Below are 26346 nucleotides of genomic sequence, written 5' to 3' on the forward strand. Positions count from 1 at the left end.
AGCCAGTTCCACTCGAGACACCGCAGCCGACGGCCCACCGCCGGGTGTCCTGGTGCGCCATGAAGGGTTGACGCAATGACGCCGAATGCCGCCTCCGCTTCCTCCGGACCGAGCCGGAGAAGTTTCCTCGCCTCCACGGCCGTCGCCACCGCGGCCGTGGCCGGCGGGATGCCGCTGCTCGCCGCCTGCGGTGGTTCGGGCAGTGGTTCGAAGGACGGCACGACGTCCGGCAAGAGCGCCAAGAAGCTGCTGCCGGCCTACGTCGCGAGCAACGTGGTGACGCCGGACATCCCGTCCAAGAACGGCTCGGCGATGGGCTTCACCAGCAAGCTCAACCTTGCCGACCTCAAGACCTCGGTGTCGAAGAAGCTCGGCAAGGGCAGCTCGATCAAGATCATGTCGCCGTTCTGGGGCACGCCGCCGAAGGGCGACAACCCCTACTACAAGGCGATGAACGACCTGATCGGCGTCGACATCGCCTGGCAGAACCAGGACGGCAACACCTACGACGAGAAGCTGGGCGCGGTGCTCGCCTCCAGCGACTTGCCGGACGTCGTGGTCATCCCCAGCTGGAACATGGGCGGCAAGATACCCAGCGCCATCATCAGCAAGTTCGCCGATCTCGGCCCCTACCTGTCCGGGGACGCGATCAAGAAGTACCCGAACCTCGCGGCCATCCCGAGCGGCGCCTGGCAGTACTCCATCTTCGGCGGCAAGCTGCGCGGCCTGCCCCAACCCGCCCCGTCCGTCGTCGGCATCGTGCCCTTCTACCGCAAGGACGTCTTCGACAAAGAGGGCTGGGAACTCCCCAAGTCCCCGGACGAGTTCCTCGCCCTCGCCAAGGAGATCACCCGGCCCAAGGCCAAGGTGTGGGCCTGCGACGACATGAAGTGGACCGCCTTCAACATCTTCGGAGTGCTCTCCGGCAGCGAGAAGCCGCTCGGCTGGAACCTGGCCGACGGCAAGATGGTCTACCGGGTCGAGACCGAGGAGTACCTCGAAGCGCTGGAGTGGACGCGCAAGCTGTACGCGGCGGGCGTGGTCCACCCCGACGCCAAGGCGGCCAACCAGGGCACCGCGGGCGACCGCTTCACCTCCGGCCAAGTCCTGATGTACAACCAGAACATCTCGGACTGGTGGGGAAAGATGGCTGAGCAGGCGGGCCAGAAGACCGACTTCCGTATCTCCGGCATGGACATCTTCGGCGCCGACGGCGGAGACCCCACGCTGTGGGCCGGATCCCCCGCGGGCATCTTCGCCTTCGTCAACAAGAAGGCCTCCAAGGCCGTCGTCGAGGACATTCTGGCCGCCGCCAACGTCACCGCCGCCCCGTACGGCACCAAGGAGTACATGCTCACCAACTACGGGGTGGAGGGCACGCATTACACCGTCAAGGACGGGGTGCCCACCAAGAACGACAAGGGCAACCAAGAGGTCATCAACGCCTACGTCATGCTCGCCAGCCCCGCTCCCACCATCGCGCACCCGGACTTCCCGGACATCGCGAAGGAGCAGGTGGAGTGGCAGCAGCGGATGGGCGCGTTCACCAAGAAGTCCACCTTCTGGGGCCTGCAGATCACCGAACCGGCGCGCTACACCAACCTCTCCAACGACTTCGAGCAGCTGGAGGACGACGTCGTCCGCGGCCGCAAGAAGATCAGTGACATGCAGCAGGCCGTCTCCGAATGGAAGAAGCAGGGCGGCGACAAGCTGCGCGACTGGTACCAGAAGCTGCACGACGACAACGGTTCCGCGCAGTGACCCGGGCCTGAGGCAAGGAGAAAGCCGTGTCCAACAGCACGGTGCCTCGCAGCAGGGCCGAGGCGAAGACGAGCGGGGCGGCCCCCCGGGCGGCGGGCGACCCCGCCGGGGAGCGGCCGGAGAAGAAGAAACCCTCCGGCAAGGTCAGCCTCCGGCTGCGGCTGCGCCGCGACCGCACACTGATCCTGATGACCCTGCCGGCCATCGCGCTGGTCCTGGTCTTCAACTACATACCGATCCTGGGCAATGTCGTCGCCTTCCAGGAGTACGACCCGTACGTCAGCGACAACGGCTTCGTCGCGATGCTGGAGAGCCCCTGGGTGGGCTTCGAGCAGTTCCAGCGGGTCTTCGCGGACTCGGCGTTCTGGGACGCCGTGCAGAACACACTCGTGCTGTTCTCCCTCCAGCTGGTGCTGTTCTTCCCGGTCCCCATCGTGCTCGCGCTGATCATCAACAGCGTAATCAGGCCCCGGATCCGGGCGGTGTCGCAGGCGATCCTGTACCTGCCGCACTTCTTCTCCTGGGTGCTGGTCATCACCGTTTTCCAGCAGATCTTCGGCGGCGCCGGCATCATCGCGCAGACCCTGCGGCAGCGCGGGTACGAGGGCTTCGACATCATGACCGATCCCGGGATCTTCAAGTTCCTGGTGACGGCGGAGGGCGTCTGGAAGGACGCGGGCTGGGGCGTCATCGTCTTCCTGGCCGCGCTCGCCTCCGTGAGCCCCGACCTGTACGAGGCGGCGGCCATGGACGGGGCCGGGCGCTGGCGCCGCATGTGGCACGTCACGCTGCCCGCGCTGCGGCCCGTGATCGCCCTGCTGCTGGTGCTGCGAGTCGGTGATGCGCTCACCGTCGGCTTCGAGCAGATCCTGCTGCAACGCGACGCGGTGGGACCAGGGGCGGCGGAGGTCCTCGATACCTACGTCTGGTGGAACGGCGTCCGCAACCAGGACTTCAGCTACGCGGCCGCTGCGGGGCTGATCAAGGGCCTGGTGAGTGTGGCGCTCGTCCTCGCCGCGAACAAGGTGGCCCACTTCATGGGCGAGCAGGGGGTGTACAAGAAGTGACCGCCGTCATCGACAAGGCCGCCATCCAGGAGGCGGCGCGTGAACCCCGCTGGTGGGAGGCTCCGCCGAGGCCCGTCTGGGAGGAGGAGCCCAGCAAGGCCGGGGTCGCGGGCAAGGGCATCGTCCTGGTCGGCGCCTGCCTCGCCGTGCTGTTCCCGCTGTGGATCGTCATCGTCACGAGCCTGTCCTCGAAGAAGACGATCACCGAGGCCGGCGGGCTGGTGATGATCCCGAAGGACATCACCTTCATCGCCTATCAGGAGCTGCTGAGCGGTGGGCAGGTGACCCGGGCGGCGAGCGTCAGCGTGGGCGTCACGCTGGCCGGCACGCTGTTCTCGATGACGGTGTCGGTTCTCGCGGCGTACGGGCTGTCCCGGAGCGGGTCGCTCGGGCATCGCTGGCTTCTGATGACGCTGCTCGCGACGATGTTCTTCGGGGCCGGGCTCATTCCGACGTATCTGCTGGTGCAGTCGCTCGGGCTGACGGACACGTACCTCGCGCTGATCCTGCCGAGTGCGGTCAGTGTCTTCAACATCCTCGTCCTGCGGGCGTTCTTCATGGGGGTCTCGCCGGAGCTGATCGACAGCGCGCGGATCGACGGGGCGGGGGACTGGCGGATCCTGTGGCAGATCGTCCTTCCGCTCTCGCGGGCCGTGATCGCGGTGATCACGTTGTTCTACGCGGTCGGTTACTGGAGTGCGTGGTTCAACGCGTCGATCTACCTCAGTGACCAGGACATGATGCCGTTGCAGAACGTCATGATCCAGCTGGTGCAGAAGCAGGAGGCGCCGGTCGGGGTCAGCCAGGCGGTCAAGACGGGGCAGATTTCCGCGCTGGCGATTCAGATGGCCGTGATGGTGATGGCGTTGCTGCCGGTGGCCGTGATCTCGCCGTTCGTCCAGAAGCATTTCAAGAAGGGCATGCTCACGGGGGCGGTCAAGGGCTGACGCCCTCGACCTGGTTCTCGCCGTAGGGCTGTTCGTCATGTGTCGGCTGCGGCTGCGTCGTGGTTGATCGCGCAGTTCCCCGCTCCCCTCAAGCCTCTCCCCAACTCTCTCGTGCAAGAACCGAGGTATGTCATGCGCACGTTCCACCTCAGCAGACGAGCCGTGCTCGCCGGGACCGCTGCCACCGCCGCCGTCGCCGCCCTTCCGATGGCCCAGGGGCATGCGCAGGCCGCCCCCTCCGCGGAGACCGCCTACCGCTGGCGCAACGCCGTCCAGGGCGGCACCGGATTCGTCACCGGCGTCCTCTTCCACCCTTCGGTCCGCGGCCTCGCCTACGCCCGCACCGACATCGGCGGTGCCTACCGCTGGGACGACCGGACCGACCGGTGGATCCCGCTGACCGACCACATCGGCTGGGACGACTGGAACCTGCTCGGCGTGGAGGCCATGGCCGTCGACCCGGCCCATCCGAACCGGCTGTACCTCTCCCTCGGTACCTACGCGCAGTCCTGGGCCGGCAACGGGGCGGTGCTGCGGTCCGAGGACCGGGGCGCCACCTGGAAGCGCACCGACCTGAGTGTGAAGCTCGGGGCCAACGAGGACGGGCGCGGGTGCGGTGAGCGGCTGCTCGTCGACCCGTGCAACAGCGACACCCTGTGGCTCGGCACCCGCCACGACGGGCTGCTCAAGTCGACCGACCGAGGGGCCACGTGGCAGGCCGCGAGCTTCCCGGCCGCGCCGAGCGCCACCGGCCAGGGCATCACGCTCCTCGTCGCCGCGGGCCGCACCGTCTACGTCGGCTGGGGCGACTCCGACGGTACCTCCGCGAACCTCTACCGAACCTCCGACGGCACCACCTGGAAGGCCGTCCCCGGGCAGCCCGAGGGCACCGCCGCCAAGGTCCCGGTGCGGGCCGCGTACGACCGGCACACGCGCGAGCTGTACGTGACGTACGCCAACGCTCCCGGCCCGAACGGGCAGTCCGACGGCAGTGTGCACAAACTGCGGACGACGAACGGGAAGTGGACCGAGGTCACTCCGGTCAAGCCCGGCGGGCCGACGGGCGACGGCGGGACCGACTCCTTCGGCTACGGCGGTGTCGCCGTCGACGCCCGTCGTCCCGGCACGGTCGTCGTCTCCACCAACAACCGCTGGTCGCTGATCGACACCCTGTACCGGAGCACCAACGGCGGCCGCACCTGGACGTCCCTGAAGGACACGGCCGTCCTCGACGTCTCCGAGACGCCGTTCCTCACGTTCGGCGCCGACAAGCCCAAGTTCGGCTGGTGGATCCAGGCCGTCGGCCTTGACCCCTACGACTCGCGGCACATCGTCTACGGCACCGGCGCGACCCTCTACGGCACCCGCGACCTCAAGAACTGGGCCCCGCAGATCCGCGGCCTGGAGGAGGCGTCCATACGGCAGCTGGTCTCGCCTCCGACCGGCGAGGCACATCTGATCAGCGGCTCCGGCGACGTCGGCGTCATGTACCACGAGCGGCTCACGGCATCGCCTTCACGCGGCATGGCGTCGAACCCGGTGTTCGGTACGACGACCGGACTCGCGCTGGCCGGGGCCAGGCCCTCGTACGTCGTCCGGTCCGGCTGGGGCGACCACGGCAACGGCGCCTGGTCGAACGACGGCGGCAAGACCTGGGCGCCCTTCAAGGCACAGCCCGCCATCGCCAAGGACGCGCCGGGGCCGATCGCCGCCAACGCCGACGGCAGCGTGCTGCTGTGGTCCTTCTCGCACTGGGACGGCACCAAGTACCCGGCCCACCGCTCGGCGGACAACGGCGCCACCTGGACCGAGATCGCCTCCTACCCGAAGGGCGCCGCCCCGGTCGCGGACCCGGTCGATCCGAAGCGCTTCTACGCCTTCGACACCACCACCGGCACCCTCCACGCCAGCACCGACGGCGGCCGGACCTTCACCGCCCGGGCCACCGGCCTGAACTCGGGCGACACCGAGTTCCAGCTGGCCGCGGCGCCCGGACGGTCCGGAGACCTGTGGCTGAGCCTCAAGGGGAACGGGCTGTACCGCTCCACCGACGGCGGTGCCACCTTCACCAAGGTCGGCAGCTGCCGGGCCTCGTACACCCTCGGCTTCGGCAAGGCCGCCGAGGGCGCCTCCTACCCGGCGGTCTACATGGTCGGCTCCACCGAGACGATCACCGCCGTGTACCGCTCGGACGACGAGGCGAAGACCTGGACGCGGATCAACGACGACCGGCACCAGTGGGGCTGGATCGGCGCCGCCGTCGCCGGCGACCCGCGTGTCTACGGCCGGGTCTACATCGCCACCAACGGCCGCGGCGTGCAGTACGGGGAGCCCGCCTGATGCCCGACCTGAGCGATGCGACCAGGGGGCGCCTGCTGTTCGGCGGCGACTACAACCCCGAGCAGTGGCCCGAGGAGACCTGGCACGAGGACGTCCGGCTGATGAAGGCCGCCCGCGTCAACTCGGTCACCCTCGGTGTCTTCTCCTGGTCGACGCTCGAACCGGAGCCGGGGGCACGGGAGTTCGGCCGGCTGGACACCCTGATGGACCTGATGCACGAGAACGGCATCGGCGTCGTCCTCGCCACCCCCACCTCCTCGCCCCCGCCCTGGATGGGCCGGCTGCACCCCGACACCCTCCCCGTCACGGAGGACGGCCGCACCGAGTGGTGGGGCGGCCGGCAGCACTTCTCGCACTCCAGCGCCACCTACCGGCGCTACGCCGCCGCCATCACCGAGGACCTGGCCGCCCGCTACGGCGACCACCCGGCCCTGACGATGTGGCACATCAACAACGAGTACTGCACCTACGACTACGGCGACGAGGCAGCCGCCGCCTTCCGCCGCTGGCTGCGCGAGAGGTACGGCACGCTCGACGCCCTCAACGAGGCCTGGGGCACCGCCTTCTGGAGCCAGGGCTACGACACCTGGGACGGCATCCTGCCGCCCCGCCTGCCGCACTACCTGCGCAACCCCGGCCAGGTCCTGGACTTCCGCCGCTTCACCTCCGACATGCTCCTGGAGTGTTACGCCGCAGAGCGCGACATCGTCCGGCGGCACACCCCGCACCTGCCGGTCACCAGCAACTTCATGCCGCTGTGGTTCGGCCAGGACGCCTGGCGCTGGGCGGAGGAGGAGGACGTCGTCTCCGTCGACCTCTACCCCGACCCGCGCGACCCCCTCGGCGCCCAGAACGGCGCCCTGGTCCAGGACATGACCCGCTCCCAGGCGCGCGGGCCCTGGATGCTGATGGAGCAGGCGGCCGGGCCGGTCAACTGGCGGGGCGTCAACCACCCCAAGCCGCGCGGCCTCAACCGGCTCTGGTCCCTCCAGGCCGTGGCCCGGGGCGCCGACGCCGTCTGCTACTTCCAGTGGCGCCAGTCCCGGCAGGGCGCGGAGAAGTTCCACTCCGGCATGGTCAGCCACGCGGGGGAGGAGGGCCGCACCTACCAGGAGGTCAAGCGGCTCGGCGCCGACCTGGAGCGGATCGCGCCCGAGGTGACCGGCCGCCACCTCACCGCGCACGTCGCCGTCCTGCACGACTGGCACGCCTGGTGGGCCGGCGCCCAGGACGGCCGACTGTCCAGCCGGGTGGAGTACCCGGACGTCCTGCGTGCCTGGCACCGGGCCCTGTGGCAGGCGCACCTCACCACCGACTTCGCCCACCCCGAGCACGACCTGACGCCGTACGCGCTGGTCGTCGTGCCGCAGTTGTACGCCCTCACCGACGCGGCGGTCGACAACCTCCTCGGCTACGTACAGCAGGGCGGCACCCTCGTCTGCGGGTTCCAGACCGGCGTCGCCGACGAGGACGACCGGGTCCGCCCCGGAGGCATGGACGCCCGGCTGCGCGAGCTGTTCGGCATCCGCACGCTGCACGAGTGGTGGCCGCTGGACGAGGGGGAGACCGTCGCCTGCGAAGGCTTCAGCGGCACGCTGTGGTCCGAGGAACTGGAAGGAGACGGCACCGCCGAGGAGAGGGTCCCCTACAAGGGCGGCGAACTCGACGGACTGCCCGCCGTCCTGCGCAAGGGCCGGGCCTGGTACGTCTCCACGCTCCCCGAGCCGGAGGCGCTGCGCGGGCTGCTGGCCTCGATCGCCGGCGGCGTGGGCGTCCGGCCGGTCCTCGACGGGCTCCCCGAGCAGGTCGAGGCCGTACGCCGGGGCGAGGTGCTGTTCGTGCTCAACCACGGCCGCGAGACGGTGACCGTCGAGGTTCCCGGCACCCACCGTGACCTGCTGACCGGTACGGACGTCACCGACCGGGTCACCCTCGGCCGCTACGGGGCGGCGGTGCTGCGGCCATGACCGCCTCCGCCCCCGTCCACGGCACCTGGGAGCCGCACCCGGCCGCCCGCTGGGAGGACGCCTTCCTCAGCGGCAACGGCCGGCACGGCGCCCTGGTGTCCGGCGACCCGCACGCCGAGCGGGTCGTCGTCACGCACCACACCCTGGTACGGCCGAACGGCCGGGACCCCCGGCCCCCGCAGCTGGCCCACGACCTGCCCGGGCTCCAGGACCGCCTCCTGGCGGGCGACACGCGGGCCGCCGAGGACTTCACGGACGGCCGCCCCCTCCAGTGGGTGCAGCCCTTCCACCCCGCCTTCCAGGTCCGGCTGGGGCGGCCCGCCGACGCCTGCCACGACTACCGCCGGGACGTCGACTTCACCACCGGAGTGGTGAGCACGACCTGTGCCGGGTGGGCCGGCCGCGTCTTCGTCTCCCGCGCCGACGACGTGATCGTCCAGCAGGTCACCGGCCCCGGCCTCACTCTCGACATCGACCTGGACCCCCGGCTGCCCGGCGTCCCCGCCGCTCTGGGCATCGGCCACGGAGCCGTCCTCACCCCCGAGGGCGCCCTGCTGAGTCTGCGCGCCCGCTACCCGGACAGCGACCTGGCCTGCACCGGCGTGACCCGGGTCACCGTCGACGGCGGCACGTCGACCCTCGTACCGCCGGGCGTGCACATCGAGGGCGCCCGGTCCGTGCTGCTCCTCACCCGGGTGCACCGGCACCCCGGCGAACTGGACGTGGTCGCCGAGGGCCGCGCCCTGAGCGACCTGCCCACGGAGTACGACGAGCTCCTCGACCGCCACGTCGCCCTCCACCGCACCGCCTACGAGCGCGTCACCCTCGACCTCGCCGCCGACCCCGCCGAACGGGCCCTGCCGGGATCGGAGCTGCTCCAGCGGCCCCGCAGCGCGGCCCTGCTGGAGCGGCTCTTCGCCGCCGGCCGCTACCACCTGCTGTCCTCCAGCGGCCTGTGCCCGCCCCGTCTGACCGGGCTGTGGACCGGCGACTGGAACACGGCCTGGTCGGGCGCGTTCACCAACGACGCCAACCTCGGCCTCCAGACCGCCTCGGCCGCTGCCGCCGCCCTCCCCGAGGTCACCGAGGCCCTGGCGAACCTGGTCCACCGCCAGCTCCCCGACTGGCGCGACAACGCCCGCGCGATCTTCGGCACCCGGGGCGCGGTCGCCCCCGCCCACACCGACGGCGAGTCCGGCCACTCCTACCACTACAACCGGGAGTATCCGCTGCACCTGTGGACCGCCGGCGCCGACTGGCTGCTCAAGCCGCTCGCCGACCACGACGAGACCCACGGCACCCGCGACCCCCGCACCGCCGCCGCCCTCGCCGAAGCCGCCCTGTTCTACGAGGACTTCCTGACCCGCACGGACGAGCACGGCCATCTCGTCGTCGTCCCCTCCTACTCACCCGAGAACCGGCCCGCCAACGCGAGCTGGGGCACCCTCAACGCGGCCATGGACCTCTCCGCCGCCCGCCACGCCCTGCGCACGGCCGCCGCCTACCACCCGGGCCCCGACGCCGACCGCTGGAACGCCCTCGCCGACCGTCTCCCGCCGCACCGGATCAACGAGGACGGAGCCCTGGCCGAGTGGGCCCGGCCCGGCCTCGCGGATTCCTACGACCACCGCCACCTCAGCCACCTCTACGGCGTCTGGCCGCTCGACGAGATCACCCCCTACGACACCCCCGAGCTCGCGGCCGCCGCCCACCGCGCCCTCGAACTGCGCGGCGCCGAGAACGACTCCGCGCACGGCCACCTCCACCACGCCCTCGTCGCGGCCCGGCTCCGGGACGCGGACCGCGTCGCCCACGCCCTCGGCCAGGTCCTGGACGGCGACTTCTTCCACGCCTCACTGATGAGCGCCCACTACCCGAAGCGCGACGTCTACAACGCCGACGCCGCGCACACCCTGCCCGCCGTGCTGATCGAGATGCTCGTCCAGTCGACCCCCGACCGGCTGGTCCTGCTGCCCGCGCCGCCCGCGGCGTACCCCGAAGGCGCCCTGCGCGGTGTGCGCACCCGGTTCGGGGCCGAGCTCGACCTCACCTGGACGCGGGACGGTGCCACCGCCGTCATCAGACCCGGCCGCACCCACCGCGTCGAACTCCGCACTTCCTCCGGTGCAGAATCCCTCCACCTCGTCGCCGGAGAGGACCACGTCCTCACCCTGAGGTCGTGGTAGTTCCCCCCATCCCCCCACCCCATGGAAGGGACACCATGGCATCACGCACCCTGAGCAGGGTCACCAAGGCCCTGCTGGCACCCGCCCTGGCGCTCGGCGTCACCATCGGCCTCGCCTCCGCCCCCGCCTCGGCAGCCGTCTGGAACTCGTGCGGCCAGTGGGCCAACACGAGCCTGAACGGCTACACCCTCTACAACAACATCTGGGGCAGCGGCGCCGGCGCCCAGTGCATCTGGGCCAACTCCGGCACCAACTGGGGTGTCAACGCCAACCACCCCAACACCGGCGGCATCAAGTCCTACCCGAACCAGACGAAGGCGATCAACAAGTCGATCACCTCGCTGGGCTCGCTCTCCAGCAGCTACAACGTCAGCGTCCCGTCGTCCGGCGCGTACAACACGTCGTACGACATCTGGGACACGGACCACGACTACGAGATCATGCTCTGGGTCAACAAGACCGGAGCCGTCGGCCCGATCGGCACCTCACAGGGCAGCGTCAGCCTCGGCGGCCACTCCTGGAACGTCTTCAAGGGCACCAACGGCGCCAACCAGGTGTTCTCGTTCATCCGCACCTCCAACTCCAGCTCCGGCACGGTGAACATCCTGCCGATCCTGAAGTGGATCAAGGACACCAAGCGCTGGATGGGCAACGAGACCATCGGTGACGTCCAGTTCGGCTTCGAGATCACCTCGTCGTCCGGCGGCCTGGACTTCCGCACCAACAGCATGTCCGTCAGCAGCAGCTGACGCCGGACCCCGGGCCGGGGCCGGCCGCCGTCAAGGGCGGTCGACCTCGGCCCGCAGCGCGTTGTACGCCGCGAACGCCGACTCGACTTCCGCGCGGGTGAGGCCGTAGCGGGACAGGTCGTAGCTGTGCTTGCGGGTGCCCTTCGGGCGGGCGACGGCGGCGGGGAGCCGGGCCGCGTCGGCCTCGGTCCACCGGGCGCCGACAGCGGCGTAGAGCTTCGGGGCGCCGGTGGCGGGATCCGAGCCCAGCCAGGAGTACGGGGCGTCCACCAGTTGCTGCGCGGGGATGGCGGCCCGGGCCGCGAGACCGCGCGTCATGGCCCGGCTCAGCAGCTCCAGCCAGGTGGCTCCGATGCCGGTCAGGTCGACGGGGCGGGTGCTGACGGCCATGCCGTGCTCGATCAGGGAGCAGAAGGACGCCACGACGGTGACCGGGTCGCGGTGACACCACACGATCGTGGCGTCGGGGAAGACCGTCAGCAGCGCGTCCAGGTTCTCCAGGTGCATGGGGGACTTGAGCATCCAGCGCCGCCGCGGACGGCCGTACTGGAGCACCTGGTAGACCTGCCTGAGGTACCGGTAGTCGGCGGTGAAGTCCCGCGCGCAGTGCCAGGCCCGGTACTCGGGGATGCGCGCCTGGGAGAACGGCATCAGGGCGTGCGGCAGCGCGAACGTGCACTCCTCGGGGCCCTCGGCGGCCATCGCGTGGATGTCGCGGAAGCGCGGCGCGAACAGGTCCGTGCCCTGCACCAACCGGCGCCCGGCCGTGATCGCCCTGCGCCGCTGCCGGTGCGGCAACTCCAGGTCCGGGGCGAGCAGTTCCCACAGCAGAGGGCTGCGGTGCTCCTCGGAGAGCGACAGCACCGAGTGCGTGACGGTGGTCGCGGTGCGGGGCAGCCCCACGACGAACACCGGCTTCTCGATGGGTTCACGCTCGATCTCCGGGTGCTCGGCGATCAGCCGCCGTACCCGCGCCCGGTTGGCGAGTTGCCGCCTGACGTGCGACTGCGCGGCCTGCCAGCCGACCGGCGTGAGGTTCTCGGCCTTCGCCCACCAGCCCAGCAGGGCCCGGAAGCCGTCGACGAACTCCCGGTCCCCCGGAGCCTCCCCGGCCTCCATCACGAGTCGGTCGAAGATCCGGCCGGGGTCACGGCGGGAGCCGAAGGTGGGCCGCAGCAGCACATCGGCGAGGGTGAGGGCGAGCGGAGGCGAGGACACGCGGGAAACCTACCCTCTCGAACTCGCTTTGAAGGGGCCGAAGTTGGCCGAACAAGCGAAAGGAGGTGGCCGGAAGACCTCCATCGCTCCGGCCACCCCCTCCGACGCGGCTACTCCGCTACGGGCAGCCGTGCCCCGTCCCGCAGGAACAGCGGGATGCGGTCCAGCGGGGCGTCGACCGTCACGGCCCGGCCGCCCTCGTACGTCTCACCCGTCCAGGCGTCCGTCCAGGACGCCCCCGCCGGCAGGTACGCCGTACGGGCGGTCGCGCCGGCCGTCAGCACCGGGGCGACCAGCAGGTCGGGGCCGAACAGGTAGGAGTCGTCGACCGACCAGGCCGCCTGGTCGTCCGGGAACTCCAGGAACAGCGGCCGCATCACCGGCAGGCCCTCCTCGTGGGCCGCCCGCATGACGTCCAGCACATACGGCTTCAGCCGCTCACGCAGCCGCAGGTACCGCTCCAGGATCGCCCCGGCCTCCTCGCCGTACGACCACACCTCGTTCGGGCCGCCGGTCATCCCCGGGCCCAGCGGCATGCCCGGGTCGCGGAAGCCGTGCAGCCGCATCAGCGGGGACAGCGCGCCGAACTGGAACCAGCGGACCATCACCTCCCGGTACGCCGGGTCGTCCGGGTCGCCGCCGTGGAAGCCGCCGATGTCGGTGTTCCACCACGGGATGCCCGACAGGGCCGTGTTGAGACCGGCGGCGATCTGGCGGCGCAGCGTCGGGAAGTCCGTGCCGATGTCACCGGACCACAGAGCGGCTCCGTAGCGCTGACTGCCCGCCCAGGCCGAGCGGTTGAGGGTGACGATCTCCTCCTCGCCGGTGGCCGCGAGGCCCTCGTAGAAGGTGCGGGCGTTCTCCGCCGGGTAGGCGTTGCCGACCTCCAGGCCCGGGCCCGCCCAGTAGCGCAGGTTCTCCTGGAAGCCGGGCTTCAGCTCCGGCTCGCAGGCGTCCAGCCAGAACGCCGTGATGCCGTACGGGTCGAGGTAGTTCTCCTTGACCTTCGACCACACGAACTCCCGGGCCTCCGGGTTGGTGGCGTCGTAGAAGGCCACCTGGACCGTGGACGCGACCTCCTTGTCCGGCCAGTCGGCGTGCGCCATCGGGCCGTACTGGGTGCCGATGAACCAGCCGCGCTGCTCCAGGACCGGGTGGTTCTCGCTCAGCGGCGACACCGACGGCCAGACGCTCACCACCAGCTTGATGCCGAGCTCCTCCAGCTCCCGCACCATCGCCGCCGGGTCCGGCCACTCCTTCGGGTCGAACTTCCAGTCGCCGAGGTGCGTCCAGTGGAAGAAGTCGCAGACGATCGCCGAGATGGGCAGCCCCCGCCGTTTGTACTCCCGGGCCACCTCCATCAGTTCGTCCTGGGTGCGGTAGCGCAGCTTGCACTGCCAGAAGCCCGCCGCCCACTCCGGCAGCATCGGGCTGCGGCCGGTCACCGCGCTGTAGCGGCGCTGGCCGGCGGCCGGGTCGCCCGCGGTGATCCAGTAGTCGATCTGCCGGGCCGAGTCGGCGACCCACCGGGTGCCGTTGTGCGCCAGCTCCACACGGCCGATCGCCGGGTTGTTCCACAGCAGGGTGTAGCCGCGGCTGGAGCTGAGCACCGGGATGCCGACCTCGGCGTTGCGCTGGACGAGGTCCAGCACCAGGCCCTTCTGGTCCAGGCGCCCGTGCTGGTGCTGGCCGAGGCCGTACAGCTTCTCGTCGTCGTAGGCGGCGAAGCGCTGCTCCAGGCGGTGGTGGCCGTTGCCGACGGCCGTGTACAGGCGCGGGCCCGGCCACCAGAAGTGGGCGCGGTCCTCGGCGAGGATCTCGGCGGAGTCCTCCGTGCGCAGGAAGCGGATCTGACCCTCGGCGCTCACCTCGACGGTGAGCGCGCCGACGGTCAGCTGCCCGCGTCCGTCCTCGACCTTCACCGTGGCCGGCGTCGCGGGAGCCTCGTCGAGCAGGGCGCCCGGGAGTCCTTCGAGGACCGGGCCGCCGAGCCGGGCGCGCACCCGGACCGCGTCCGGACCCCACGGCTCGATCCGGAGGGTCTCCTGGCGGCCGCTCCACTCCAGCGCGCCGTCCCTCTCGCGGAAGGTGCCGACGGTGGGGGAGGACTGCGCCAGGCTCACCTGGGGCTGGGTTTCGGCAGGCTGATTCACGTGGCGGGCTCCTGTGCTCCTGTGCTCCTGGAGGAGTGCAGACAGAGGTGTGCAGACATGGGGGTGCCCTGAGAGGAGGGCGGTGTTCCCGACGGGTGGGGGAGGGGCGCCTACGGCCGGCTCGGCGCCGGCCCCGTGCTCCCCCGGGCCGTCAGCTCGGGCGCGATCAGCACGACGTCGTCGCTGCCGCGCCCGTCGAGCTTGGCCACCAGATGGTCCACGGCGTGCCGTCCCATCTCCTGCGCGGGGATGGCGACCGACGTGAGCCGCACCGAGGCCTGCATCGCGACCTGGTCGGGGCAGATGGCGACCACCGACACGTCCTCCGGCACGGCCCGGCCCTGCTGCCGCAGCAGCGCGAGCAGCGGCTCCACCGCCGACTCGTTCTGCACGATGAGCCCCGAGGTGTCCGGGCGCTCGTCGAGGAGCCGGGCGAGCGTCACCGCCATGGCGTCGTACCCGCCCTCGCACGGCCGGTGCAGCAGCCGCACCCCCAGCTCCCGGGAACGGGACCGGAGTCCGTCCAGGGTGCGTTCGGCGAAGCCGGTGTGCCGCTCGTAGACGGCCGGGGCCTCCCCGATGACGGCGATGTCCTGGTGCCCCTGCTTGGCCAGGTGCTCCACGCACAGCGCGCCCGTCGCCCGGAAGTCCAGATCGACGCAGGTCAGGCCCGAGGTGTCGGAAGGCAGCCCGATCAGCACGGACGGCTGGTCCGTCGCGCGCAGCAACGGCAGCCGCTCGTCGTCGAGTTCGACGTCCATCAGGATCATCCCGTCGGCGAGCCCGCTGCCCGCCACGCGGCGCACTGCGTCGGGGCCCTCCTCGCCGGTGAGCAGCAGTACGTCGTACCCGTGGGCGCGGGCGGAGGTCGCCACGGCGATGGCGATCTCCATCATCACGGGCACGTACATGTCCGTGCGCAGCGGGACCATCAGCGCGATGATGTTCGACTTGCTGCTGGCCAGGGCACGGGCCCCGGCGTTCGGGTGGTAACCGAGCTCGCGGATGCTCCGCTCGACCCGCTGCCGGGTGTTCGCGGAGATGGACCGCTTGCCGCTGAGGACATAGCTCACCGTGCTCGCCGAGACTCCGGCGTGCTGGGCGACCTCGGCAAGGGTGACCATCCAGCTCTCCAAGCTCTTGTGAAGCGCTTCGACAGTGCGCGTAGCTGATAGGGGTGGGTGAGGGTGGTTCGACAGTAGCCCCAGCAGGAGTGGGTGTCCATAGGTTGTCGAAGCGCTTCGATGCGATTTCCCGGAGCGCTCTCAGAGCCCGGAGCCGCAACCCGGACGGCATCTCGATGCAACACCGTCGCCGAGCGCCCGACAAGTGCCGGGGGTGCTCCGTCCCCCTTCGGCTGAACGGACGCGCGAGGACTGGTGGGAGCGTCCGGATTCGGGTACCAACGATCCAGTAGCACTGGTCGGTAACGAAACGGTCCTTCATCTTCCTAGTTGCGGCGAGGTGCCCCTCATGTCCGCTTCCACCACCCCTTCTTCCCGTCCCGCCGTCACCGAGCGGGAGGCCCGTGAGGTGGCGGAGGCCGCCCGGGAACAGCACTGGCGCAAGCCCAGCTTCGCCAAGGAGCTGTTCCTCGGCCGCTTCCGGCTCGACCTCATCCACCCCCACCCCCTCCCGGACGACGAGGCGGCCCAGCGCGGCGAGGAGTTCCTCGCCAAGCTCCGCGACTTCGTCGAGACGAAGGTCGACGGTGCCCTCATCGAGCGCGAGGCCCGGATCCCCGACGAGGTGATCGACGGGCTGAAGGAGCTCGGCGCCTTCGGCATGAAGATCGACACCAAGTACGGCGGGCTCGGCCTAGGGCAGGTCTACTACAACAAGGCGCTCACCCTGGCCGGCTCCGCCAGCCCCGCGATCGGCGTGCTGCTCTCCGCGCACCAGTCGATCGGCGTGCCCCAGCCGCTGAAGCTGTTCGGCACCCAGGAGCAACGCGACCGCTTCCTGCCGCGCTGCGCCCGCACGGACATCAGCGCCTTCCTGCTCACCGAGCCCGACGTCGGCTCGGACCCGGCCCGCCTCGCCACCACGGCCGTGCCGGACGGCGACGACTACGTCCTCGACGGCGTGAAGCTGTGGACCACCAACGGCGTCGTCGCCGATCTGCTGGTCGTCATGGCCCGGGTCCCCAGGAGCGAGGGCCACCGCGGCGGCATCACCGCCTTCGTCGTGGAGACGAACGCGCCGGGCGTCACCGTCGAGAACCGCAACGCCTTCATGGGCCTGCGCGGCATCGAGAACGGCGTCACCCGCTTCCACCAGGTCCGCGTCCCCGCCGCCGACCGCGTCGGCGAGGAGGGTCAGGGCCTGAAGATCGCCCTGACCACCCTCAACACCGGGCGGCTCTCCCTGCCGGCCTCCTGCGTCGCGGCCGGCAAGTGGTGCCTGAAGATCGCCCGCGAGTGGACGGCGGCCCGCGAGCAGTGGGGCAAGCCCGTCGCGCACCACGAGGCGGTCGGCTCCAAGATCTCCTTCATCGCGGCCACCACCTTCGCCCTGGAGGCCGTGACGGACCTGGCCTCGCAGATGGCCGACGAGGACCGCAACGACATCCGCATCGAAGGCGCCCTCGCCAAGCTCTACGCCTCCGAGACGGCCTGGACGATGGCCGACGAACTCGTCCAGATCCGCGGCGGGCGCGGCTTCGAGACGGCCGAGTCCCTGAGGGCCCGCGGCGAGCGCGCCGTCCCCGCCGAACAGCTCCTGCGCGACCTGCGCATCAACCGCATCTTCGAGGGCTCCACCGAGATCATGCACCTGCTGATCGCGCGCGAGGCCGTCGACGCCCACCTCTCGGTCGCCGGCGACCTCATCGACCCCGAGAAGTCCCTCGGCGACAAGGCGAAGGCGGGCGCGAACGCGGGCGTGTTCTACGCCAAGTGGCTGCCGAAACTGGTCGCGGGCCCCGGCCAGCTGCCCGCCTCCTACAGCGAGTTCAAACACGAGGTGGACCTCTCCGGGCACCTGCGCTACGTCGAGCGCACCGCCCGCAAGCTCGCCCGCTCCACCTTCTACGCCATGTCCCGCTGGCAGGGCCGCATGGAGTCCAAGCAGGGCTTCCTCGGCCGGATCGTCGACATCGGCGCCGAACTGTTCGCCATGAGCGCGTCCTGCGTCCGGGCCGAACTCCTGCGCGGCCAGGGCGACCACGGGCGTGAGGCCTACCAGCTCGCCGACGTCTTCTGCCGCCAGGCCAGGATCCGCATCGAGGAGCTCTTCACCCGCCTGTGGACCAACACCGACGACCTCGACCGCAAGGTCGTCAAGGGCGTCCTGTCCGGCACGTACGAGTGGCTGGAGCAGGGCATCGTCGACCCGTCGGGCGAGGGCCCCTGGATCGCGGACGCGACACCCGGCCCGAGCCGGAAGGAGAACGTCCACCGGCCGATCAGGTAGGCCCGGCCCTCAAGGGGGCGTGCGCAGATATGGCGCGCGCCCCCACGAGGGGGATGCGCTGTCCTCACACACCGGCCTTACGGCAACAATGGAGGAATGAGCGACAGTCCAGCCCCTCTCGCAGACCCTCACCTCGTCCACGACCCAGTCGCGGGCGACGGCCCGAAGGACGTGGTGATCCTCGGCTCCACCGGGTCCATCGGCACCCAGGCCATCGACCTCGTGCTGCGCAACGCCGACCGGTTCCGCGTCACCGGCCTCTCGGCCAACGGCGGCAGGGTCGCCCTCCTCGCCGAGCAGGCGTACCGGCTGCGGGTGCGCACGGTCGCCGTGGCCCGCGAGGACGTCGTACCGGCCCTGCGCGAGGCGCTCACCGCGCAGTACGGCACGAGCGAGCCGCTTCCCGAGCTCCTCGCCGGCCCGGACGCGGCCACGCGGCTGGCGGCATCCGACTGCCACACCGTCCTGAACGGCATCACCGGCTCCATCGGACTGGCCCCGACCCTCGCCGCCCTGGAGGCGGGCCGCACCCTCGCGCTCGCCAACAAGGAGTCGCTCATCGTCGGCGGCCCGCTGGTCAAGGCGCTCGCCAAGCCCGGGCAGATCATCCCGGTCGACTCCGAGCACGCCGCGCTCTTCCAGGCCCTGGCCGCCGGCACCCGCGCCGACGTCCGCAAGCTGGTCGTCACCGCCTCCGGCGGCCCGTTCCGCGGCCGTACGAAGGCCGAGCTGGCGAGCGTCACCGTCGAGGACGCCCTCGCGCACCCCACCTGGGCCATGGGCCCGGTCATCACGATCAACTCCGCGACCCTCGTCAACAAGGGCCTGGAGGTCGTCGAGGCGCACCTCCTCTACGACATTCCCTTCGACCGCATTGAGGTCGTCGTGCATCCCCAGTCGTATGTCCACTCGATGGTTGAGTTCACGGATGGATCGACACTGGCCCAGGCGACCCCGCCCGACATGCGCGGGCCCATCGCCATCGGCCTCGGCTGGCCCGAGCGCGTGCCCGACGCGGCGCCCGCCTTCGACTGGAGCAAGGCCTCGACCTGGGAGTTCTTCCCGCTCGACAACGAGGCCTTCCCCTCGGTGAACCTCGCCCGGCACGTGGGTGAGCTCGCGGGCACCGCCCCGGCGGTGTTCAATGCGGCCAACGAGGAGTGCGTGGAGGCGTTCCTCCGGGGCGCACTGCCCTTCGACGGGATCATGGACACCGTCACCCGGGTCGTCGAGGAGCACGGCACCCCGCGTACGGGAACCTCACTCACCGTGTCGGACGTCCTCGAAGCGGAGACCTGGGCGCGGGCCCGGGCCCGGCAACTGGCGGCACAGACGGCGGAGGCCCGTGCATGACGACCCTGATGTTCATCCTCGGCATACTCCTCTTCGCGGTCGGCCTGCTGTTCTCGATCGCGTGGCACGAGCTGGGGCACCTGTCCACCGCCAAGCTCTTCGGCATCCGCGTGCCGCAGTACATGGTCGGCTTCGGCCCCACCCTCTTCTCGCGCAACAGGGGCGAGACGGAGTACGGCATCAAGGCCATCCCGTTCGGCGGCTACATCCGCATGATCGGCATGTTCCCGCCCGGCCCCGACGGCCGGATGGAAGCCCGCTCCACCTCCCCCTGGCGCGGCATGATCGAGGACGCCCGCACCGCCGCCTACGAGGAGCTCAAGCCGGGCGACGAGAACCGCATGTTCTACACGCGCGCCCCCTGGAAGCGCGTGATCGTGATGTTCGCGGGCCCCTTCATGAACCTGGTCCTGGCGGTGGCGCTGTTCCTCACCGTCCTGATGGGCTTCGGCATCACCCAGCAGACCACCACGGTCAGCTCGGTCTCCCAGTGCGTCATCGCGCAGAACGAGAACCGCGACAAGTGCGAGAAGGGCGACCCGGCCGCCCCGGCCGCCGCCGCCGGCCTCAAGGCGGGCGACAAGATCGTCTCCTTCGACGGTGCGAAGACCGACGACTGGAACAAGCTGTCCGACCTCATCCGCGCCACCCCCGGCAAGGAGGTGGCGATCGTCGTCGAGCGGGGCGGCCAGGACGTCACCCTGCACGCGAAGATCGCCACCAACCAGGTCGCCAAGAAGGACTCCGGCGGCCAGATCGTCGAGGGCCAGTACGTCCAGGCGGGCTTCCTCGGCTTCAGCGCCGCCACCGGCGTGGTCAAGCAGGACTTCGGCGACTCCGTGACCTGGATGGGCGACCGCATCGGCGAGGCCGTCGACTCCCTCGCGGCACTCCCCAGCAAGGTCCCGGCCCTGTGGAACGCGGCCTTCGACGGCGCCGAACGCGAGGCCGACTCCCCGATGGGCGTGGTCGGCGCGGCCCGCGTCGGCGGCGAGATCTTCACCCTCGACATCCCGCCCACCCAGCAGCTGGCCATGGCCCTCATGCTGGTCGCCGGCTTCAACCTCTCCCTGTTCCTGTTCAACATGCTCCCGCTGCTGCCGCTCGACGGCGGCCACATCGCGGGAGCCCTGTGGGAGTCGCTGCGCCGCAACACGGCCAAGGTGCTGCGCCGGCCCGACCCGGGCCCCTTCGACGTGGCGAAGCTCATGCCCGTCGCCTACGTCGTCGCCGGGATCTTCATCTGCTTCACGATCCTGGTCCTGATCGCGGACGTGGTGAACCCGGTGAGAATCTCCTAGTCATACGGCGTTCACGGCGGCCCGGCATGCTTTCCGCCGGGCCGCCTCCCATCGAGTGGCACGACGGGTGGGATGTGCCCGAGCCGGCGCATGTGCCGTAATCTCGAAGCTCGGAGCCCGCTGCTCACGGGACCGGACCTTGATCCACGACTTGGGGTTGCACAGCAGATGACTGCGATTTCTCTCGGCATGCCGTCCGTTCCGACCAAGCTCGCCGAGCGCCGGAAGAGCCGCCGGATCCAGGTCGGATCCGTGGCCGTCGGCGGAGACGCCCCGGTCTCGGTGCAGTCGATGACCACGACCCGCACCTCGGACATCGGCGCGACCCTCCAGCAGATCGCCGAACTGACCGCCTCCGGCTGCCAGATCGTCCGGGTCGCCTGCCCGACGCAGGACGACGCCGACGCCCTCGCGACCATCGCCCGCAAGTCGCAGATCCCGGTCATCGCCGACATCCACTTCCAGCCGAAGTACGTGTTCGCGGCCATCGAGGCCGGCTGCGCGGCGGTCCGCGTCAACCCCGGCAACATCAAGCAGTTCGACGACCAGGTCAAGGAGATCGCCAAGGCGGCCCGGGACCACGGCACCCCGATCCGCATCGGCGTCAACGCCGGCTCCCTCGACCGTCGCCTGCTCCAGAAGTACGGCAAGGCGACCCCCGAGGCCCTCGTCGAGTCGGCCCTGTGGGAGGCGTCCCTCTTCGAGGAGCACGACTTCCGCGACATCAAGATCTCCGTCAAGCACAACGACCCGGTCGTCATGATCGAGGCCTACAAGCAGCTCGCCGCCCAGTGCGACTACCCGCTGCACCTCGGCGTCACGGAGGCGGGCCCGGCCTTCCAGGGCACGATCAAGTCGGCCGTCGCCTTCGGCGCCCTCCTCTCCCAGGGCATCGGCGACACCATCCGCGTCTCGCTCTCGGCGCCCCCCGCCGAGGAGGTCAAGGTCGGCATCCAGATCCTGGAGTCCCTGAACCTCAAGGAGCGCGGCCTGGAGATCGTCTCCTGCCCGTCCTGCGGCCGCGCCCAGGTCGACGTCTACAAGCTGGCCGAAGAGGTCACCGCCGGCCTCACCGGCATGGAGGTCCCGCTCCGCGTCGCCGTCATGGGCTGCGTGGTGAACGGCCCCGGCGAGGCCCGCGAGGCCGACCTCGGCGTCGCCTCCGGCAACGGCAAGGGCCAGATCTTCGTCAAGGGCGAGGTCATCAAGACCGTCCCCGAGTCCAAGATCGTGGAGACGCTGATCGAAGAGGCGATGAAGCTCGCCGAGCAGATGGAACAGGACGGCGTCGCCTCGGGCGAACCGTCGGTGGCGGTAGCGGGCTGACGCTTGAGAGGCCGCCGGTTCGATCCGCGCGCGGAAAGGGGCGCGGGAAACCGCGCCCTGAAAGGGGCGCGGGGAACTGCGCGACCAGCCACAGAAATCCCGCACCCGCCGACGGATCCCCGGCTCCCGAGCTCCAAGGCGCCCCGCCCCAGCAGCGCAGCTATAGTGCGGAGACCAGCAACCCCAGTTCGTGAGGCCCGCACGTGTTGACGCAGACCACCTCACGGGTCCTCGAACCGAGCGACCTGGACGCGGCGCTCGCCGTCCTCGACCGCGAGCCGGTCGCGAACGCTTTCGTGACGTCGCGCGTGCAGATCGCCGGACTCGACCCGTGGCGGCTCGGCGGCGAGATGTGGGGCTGGTACGAGGACGGCATACTCACCTCCCTCTGCTACGCCGGCGCCAACCTGGTCCCGATCTGCGCCGGCCCGCGCGCCGTCCGCGCCTTCGCCGACCGCGCACGCCGGGCCGGTCGCCGCTGCTCCTCCATCGTGGGCCCCTCCGGCGCCACCTCCGACCTGTGGCGGCTGCTGGAACCCCAGTGGGGCCCGGCCCGCGAGGTCCGCCGGCACCAGCCGCTCATGGTCACCGACCGCCTCCCGGCCGGCATCCCCCCGGACCCCTACGTCCGTCGCGTCCGCAAGGACGAGATGGAGACGATCATGCCGGCGTGCGTCGCGATGTTCACCGAGGAGGTCGGCGTCTCCCCGCTGGCCGGCGACGGCGGCCTGCTCTACCAGGCCCGCGTCGCCGAACTCGTCGGCTCCGGCCGCGCCTTCGCCCGCTTCGACGCGGACGGCAAGGTCGCCTTCAAGGCCGAGATCGGCGCCGCGACGGACCGCGCCTGCCAGATCCAGGGCGTGTGGGTGGCCCCGGAGCACCGCGGCACCGGCCTGGCGGCCCCCGGCATGGCGGCCGTACTGCGCTACGCCCTGGCCGACGTCGCCCCCGTGGCCAGCCTCTACGTCAACGACTTCAACACGGCGGCCAGAAGGGCCTATCAGAGGGTTGGCTTCCAGGAAGTGGGAGCTTTCATGAGCGTCCTGTTCTGAAGGCGCCCCGAAGGGGTTCCGCCGCGTGGGCGCGATCAGCCACATCCAACCCGCACTCGGCAATGAACGGGAACCCCCCTGTAGGCTCCCCGCCATGGACCTGGTGATCGGCCCACTCGACCTCTCCGCCCACGTAGACGAGGCGCTGGCCGTCCAAGCCGTGGCCTTCGGCCTGGGCCCGGACGAGGTGGCCGTCCGACGCCAGATCGTCCTCCGCCACATGACGTACCCCGGGGCCCGCGCCCTCGGTGCCACAGCCGACGGCGACCTCGTCGGCTTCGTCTACGGCATGCCCAACGACCGCACCCACTGGTGGTCCACCGTCGTCGAGCCCTACCTCCGCGCCCTGCGCAACGACCACTGGCTCGACGACTCCTTCGTGATCACCGAACTGCACGTCCACCCCGCGTACCAGAACCGTGGCCTCGGACGCTCCCTGATCACGACGATCACCGACAGCGCCGCCGAACCCCGCTCGATCCTCTCCGCGATCGACACCGACAGCCCGGCCCGCGCCCTCTACCGCTCCCTCGGCTACCAGGACCTGGCCCGCCAGGTCCTCTTCCCCAGTGCGCCGAAGCCGTACGCCGTCATGGGCGCCCCTCTGCCACTGCGCCGCGGATAACCGATTTCCACCCCCGCGCACCCCCCGGATAACCTCCTGCCATCACCTTCCCCCACTCTCGGCTCCGCTCGAGCGGGGGGACCCCCAGCAGCAGGAGCAGAGGAACCATGGCGAACGTACCGGTCCAGCGCATGTCCCAGTTGTTGGCGAAGACGTTGCGCGACGACCCGGCGGACGCCGAGGTCCTCAGCCACAAACTCCTCGTCCGCGCCGGCTACGTGCGCCGCACCGCCGCCGGCATCTGGAGCTGGCTGCCCCTCGGCAAGAAGGTGCTGGCCAACGTCGAGCGGATCGTCCGCGAGGAGATGGACGCCGTCGGCGCCCAGGAGGTCCTGCTCCCCGCGATCCTGCCCCGCGAGCCCTACGAGGCCACCGGCCGCTGGGAGGAGTACGGCCCCGAGCTGTTCCGCCTCCAGGACCGCAAGGGCGGCGACTACCTCCTCGGCCCCACCCACGAGGAGATCTTCACCCTCCTGGTGAAGGACCAGGCGTCCTCCTACAAGGACCTGCCGGTCATCCTCTACCAGATCCAGAACAAGTACCGCGACGAGGCCCGCCCCCGCGCCGGCATCCTGCGCGGCCGCGAGTTCCTGATGAAGGACTCCTACTCCTTCGACACCGAGGACGAGGGCCTCGCGAAGTCCTACGCCCTGCACCGCGAGGCCTACCAGAAGATCTTCGCGCGCCTCGGCCTCGACTACCGCATCTGCGCCGCGACGGCCGGTGCGATGGGCGGCTCCAAGTCCGAGGAGTTCCTGGCCCCGGCCGAGGCCGGCGAGGACACCTTCGCCGACTGCCCCAACTGCGACTTCGCCGCCAACACCGAGGCGGTCACGTACGAGTTGAAGCCCGTGGACGGCTCGGACGTGCCGGCCGCCGAGGACATCCCCACCCCCGACACCCCGACCATCGAGACCCTCGCGGCCTCCCTCGGCGTCCCCGCCTCGGCCACGCTGAAGAACCTCCTCGTGAAGGTCGACGGCGAGATCGTCGCCGTGGGCGTCCCCGGGGACCGCGAGGTCGACATGAGCAAGGTCGAGGCGCACTTCGCCCCGGCCACCGTCGAGCTGGTCACCGAGACGGACTTCGCGGCCCGCCCCGACCTGGTCCGCGGCTACGTCGGACCGCGGGGCCTGGACAAGGTCACCTACATCGCCGACCCGCGGGTCGCCCCGGGCACGGCCTGGATCACCGGTGCCAACAAGGCCGGCACGCACACCAAGAACGTCGTCGCGGGCCGCGACTTCGAGGTCGACGGTTACGTCGACGTCGTGGTCGTACAGGAGGGCGACCCCTGCCCCACGTGCGGCACGGGCCTCGTCCTCGACCGCGCCATCGAGATCGGCCACATCTTCCAGCTGGGCCGCAAGTACGCCGACGCCCTCAAGCTCGACGTCCTCGGCCAGAACGGCAAGCCGGTCCGCGTCACCATGGGCTCCTACGGCATCGGCGTCTCCCGCGCGGTCGCCGCCCTGGCCGAGCAGAGCGCCGACGACAAGGGCCTGTGCTGGCCCGCCGAGGTCGCCCCGGCCGATGTCCACGTGGTCGCCGCCGGCAAGGCCCTGCAGACCGAACTGGCCCTGGACATCTCGCAGAAGCTGGCCGCTGCCGGAGTCCGCGTCCTGGTCGACGACCGCCCCGGCGTCTCCCCGGGCGTCAAGTTCACGGACTCCGAGCTGATCGGCGTACCGCAGATCCTGGTGGCCGGCCGGCGCGCGGCCGACGGCGTGGTGGAACTGAAGGACCGCCGCACCGGCGAACGCGAGGAACTGACGGTCGAGGAGGCCGTCGCCCGCCTCACGGCATAGCCCCGACGCCGCACGGCACAGCACCGACAGGGCCGGGCGGACTGGCCGAAATCAGTCCGCCCGGTACGCGAGGACGACGTCCCGGCCGGCGGTCCTGGACGCGGCGGCCGGGCCCTCCGCCCCGACGCCTCACAGCCAGCTCGCGAACTCCAGCAGCAGTTCCGCGTCGCGCGGCCGTCCGACCCGCCCCGCCCGAACGCCCGACTCCACGGCCCGGAACAGCGTCCAGCCCCGCAGCCGCTCCTGGTCCACGTCCAGGGACTCGGCGAGCCGCTTCACCCGGCGCCGGGTCGTGGCCGCGCCGGACGGCTGGGCGATCAGGTCCTCCACCCGGTCCCGGACCAGCCGGGCCAGATCGAAGGCGCACTCGCCGACCACCGGGTCGGGCCCCACGGCCAGCCACGGCATCCGCTCCCCGCCGAGCACCTTGCTCTGCCGGAACGTGCCGTGCAGCAGCCGGTGTTCGGGCGGCGCGGCCAGCAGTTCCTCGCGGGCCGCGAGCGCCACGTCGACCAGGGGCGCCACCTCGGGAGCAGCCCGCCCACGCGCCCGCATCGCCTCCGCCTGCCGCCCGGTCCGCTCGGCCACGGTCTCGAAGGGGAAGCCGGCGGGCGGCTCCACCCACAGCCGCCGCAACGTCCCCGCCGCCTCCAGCAGCGCCTTCGCCTCCGGCAGCGACCGCACCGACACGTCCGGGTGCAGCCGCTCCAGCAGCATGACGCCCTCCGCGGACAGGGGCGTCTCGCCGCCCGAGCCAAGCGCAGATCCCGGGGGAGGGTCGAGCAGCTGCACCGCACCCCGCCCGGCCCAGTGCGCCAGCGCGGCCCGCTCCGCCTCCGGGCGGGCCCGGCCGGGCGCCAGCTTGAGTACGGCCGGCGTCCCGTCCGCCGCCCGCACCAGCACCACCAGGCTGCTGCGCCCGCCGGGCACCTGCACCCGCTCCACGGTCAACTCGCGTAGCGCGACGGCCCGCTGCGCCGCCTCGGGCAGCCTCTCCAGCCAGTCGTCACCGTCAGGTGCCGTCTCACCGAGCGCCCTGACCAGGCGCTTCGGCGGTTCGAAAACCATGAGCGAGTCGT

18 protein-coding genes are annotated in these 26346 nt (G+C 71.0%); 14 read left to right on the forward strand and 4 right to left on the reverse strand.

From position 1 onward, the window contains the following. The first annotated feature begins 75 nt into the window (after positions 1–75). The 7 genes from ACFY9S_RS24315 to ACFY9S_RS24345 all read left to right on the forward strand — a co-directional run bounded on the left by ACFY9S_RS24315 (position 76) and on the right by ACFY9S_RS24345 (position 11017). Positions 76–1761 carry a Tat pathway signal sequence domain protein gene (locus ACFY9S_RS24315; RefSeq protein WP_391131877.1) on the forward strand — a complete coding sequence of 562 codons (1686 nt, stop codon included), beginning with the start codon at positions 76–78 and terminating at the stop codon, positions 1759–1761. A gap of 26 nt (positions 1762–1787) precedes the next feature. Next, positions 1788–2828 carry an ABC transporter permease subunit gene (locus ACFY9S_RS24320; protein ID WP_391131879.1) on the forward strand — a complete coding sequence of 347 codons (1041 nt, stop codon included), beginning with the start codon at positions 1788–1790 and terminating at the stop codon, positions 2826–2828. Continuing rightward, positions 2825–3775, forward strand: coding sequence for an ABC transporter permease subunit (locus tag ACFY9S_RS24325; protein ID WP_391131881.1), 951 nt, complete (start codon positions 2825–2827; stop codon positions 3773–3775). The genes ACFY9S_RS24320 and ACFY9S_RS24325 overlap by 4 nt, the downstream gene beginning before the upstream one ends. Positions 3776–3907: 132 nt before the next feature. Next, on the forward strand, positions 3908–6115 hold the full coding sequence (locus tag ACFY9S_RS24330; protein ID WP_391131883.1) for a WD40/YVTN/BNR-like repeat-containing protein: 2208 nt from the start codon (positions 3908–3910) through the stop codon (positions 6113–6115). After that, positions 6115–8082 (forward strand): beta-galactosidase, encoded by a 1968-nt coding sequence (locus tag ACFY9S_RS24335; protein WP_391131885.1) that lies wholly within the window; start codon positions 6115–6117, stop codon positions 8080–8082. The genes ACFY9S_RS24330 and ACFY9S_RS24335 overlap by 1 nt, the downstream gene beginning before the upstream one ends. Next, a complete protein-coding gene (locus ACFY9S_RS24340; RefSeq protein WP_391131887.1) occupies positions 8079–10268 on the forward strand; it encodes a glycoside hydrolase N-terminal domain-containing protein in 2190 nt (729 codons plus the stop codon). The genes ACFY9S_RS24335 and ACFY9S_RS24340 overlap by 4 nt, the downstream gene beginning before the upstream one ends. A 35-nt stretch (positions 10269–10303) precedes the next feature. Next, entirely contained in the window at positions 10304–11017 is a 714-nt protein-coding gene (locus ACFY9S_RS24345) for a hypothetical protein (RefSeq protein ID WP_391131888.1), read from the forward strand. A 30-nt stretch (positions 11018–11047) separates the two neighbouring features. On the opposite strand, the gene ACFY9S_RS24350 is transcribed toward ACFY9S_RS24345, so the two are convergent. The 3 genes from ACFY9S_RS24350 to ACFY9S_RS24360 form a co-directional block, all read right to left on the reverse strand. Next, positions 11048–12235 carry a sulfotransferase gene (locus ACFY9S_RS24350; RefSeq protein WP_391131890.1) on the reverse strand — a complete coding sequence of 396 codons (1188 nt, stop codon included), beginning with the start codon at positions 12233–12235 and terminating at the stop codon, positions 11048–11050. A 110-nt stretch (positions 12236–12345) separates the two neighbouring features. Further along, on the reverse strand, positions 12346–14388 hold the full coding sequence (locus ACFY9S_RS24355) for a TIM-barrel domain-containing protein (RefSeq protein ID WP_391131892.1): 2043 nt from the start codon (positions 14386–14388) through the stop codon (positions 12346–12348). Between the two features lie 110 nt (positions 14389–14498). After that, positions 14499–15512 (reverse strand): substrate-binding domain-containing protein, encoded by a 1014-nt coding sequence (locus ACFY9S_RS24360; RefSeq protein WP_391131894.1) that lies wholly within the window; start codon positions 15510–15512, stop codon positions 14499–14501. 349 nt (positions 15513–15861) lie between these two features. On the opposite strand from ACFY9S_RS24360, the gene ACFY9S_RS24365 reads away from it, so the two are divergent. The 7 genes from ACFY9S_RS24365 (at position 15862) to ACFY9S_RS24395 (ending at position 25267) form a co-directional block, all read left to right on the forward strand. Next, positions 15862–17802 (forward strand): acyl-CoA dehydrogenase family protein, encoded by a 1941-nt coding sequence (locus ACFY9S_RS24365; protein ID WP_391131896.1) that lies wholly within the window; start codon positions 15862–15864, stop codon positions 17800–17802. 96 nt (positions 17803–17898) lie between these two features. Next, positions 17899–19155, forward strand: coding sequence for a 1-deoxy-D-xylulose-5-phosphate reductoisomerase (dxr, locus tag ACFY9S_RS24370; protein ID WP_391131897.1), 1257 nt, complete (start codon positions 17899–17901; stop codon positions 19153–19155). An 8-nt stretch (positions 19156–19163) separates the two neighbouring features. Then, the gene (locus ACFY9S_RS24375; protein WP_391131992.1) at positions 19164–20456 is read left to right on the forward strand and encodes a site-2 protease family protein; all 1293 of its coding nucleotides are present in this window, start codon (positions 19164–19166) and stop codon (positions 20454–20456) included. Positions 20457–20624: 168 nt separating this feature from the next. Next, positions 20625–21782 (forward strand): flavodoxin-dependent (E)-4-hydroxy-3-methylbut-2-enyl-diphosphate synthase, encoded by a 1158-nt coding sequence (gene ispG / locus ACFY9S_RS24380; protein ID WP_391131899.1) that lies wholly within the window; start codon positions 20625–20627, stop codon positions 21780–21782. A gap of 203 nt (positions 21783–21985) precedes the next feature. After that, positions 21986–22834 carry a GNAT family N-acetyltransferase gene (locus ACFY9S_RS24385; protein WP_391131901.1) on the forward strand — a complete coding sequence of 283 codons (849 nt, stop codon included), beginning with the start codon at positions 21986–21988 and terminating at the stop codon, positions 22832–22834. A 94-nt stretch (positions 22835–22928) separates the two neighbouring features. Beyond that, positions 22929–23459: a GNAT family N-acetyltransferase gene (locus tag ACFY9S_RS24390; RefSeq protein WP_102911711.1), complete on the forward strand. Its 531-nt coding sequence runs from the start codon at positions 22929–22931 to the stop codon at positions 23457–23459. 107 nt (positions 23460–23566) lie between these two features. Then, entirely contained in the window at positions 23567–25267 is a 1701-nt protein-coding gene (locus ACFY9S_RS24395) for a proline--tRNA ligase (RefSeq protein ID WP_391131903.1), read from the forward strand. A gap of 129 nt (positions 25268–25396) precedes the next feature. On the opposite strand, the gene ACFY9S_RS24400 is transcribed toward ACFY9S_RS24395, so the two are convergent. Beyond that, positions 25397–26335: an aminoglycoside phosphotransferase family protein gene (locus ACFY9S_RS24400; protein ID WP_391131905.1), complete on the reverse strand. Its 939-nt coding sequence runs from the start codon at positions 26333–26335 to the stop codon at positions 25397–25399. Between the last annotated feature and the right edge of the window lie 11 nt (positions 26336–26346).

The organism is Streptomyces sp. NPDC012474, from assembly GCF_042955185.1.
Classification (GTDB): Bacteria; Actinomycetota; Actinomycetes; order Streptomycetales; family Streptomycetaceae; genus Streptomyces; species Streptomyces cahuitamycinicus.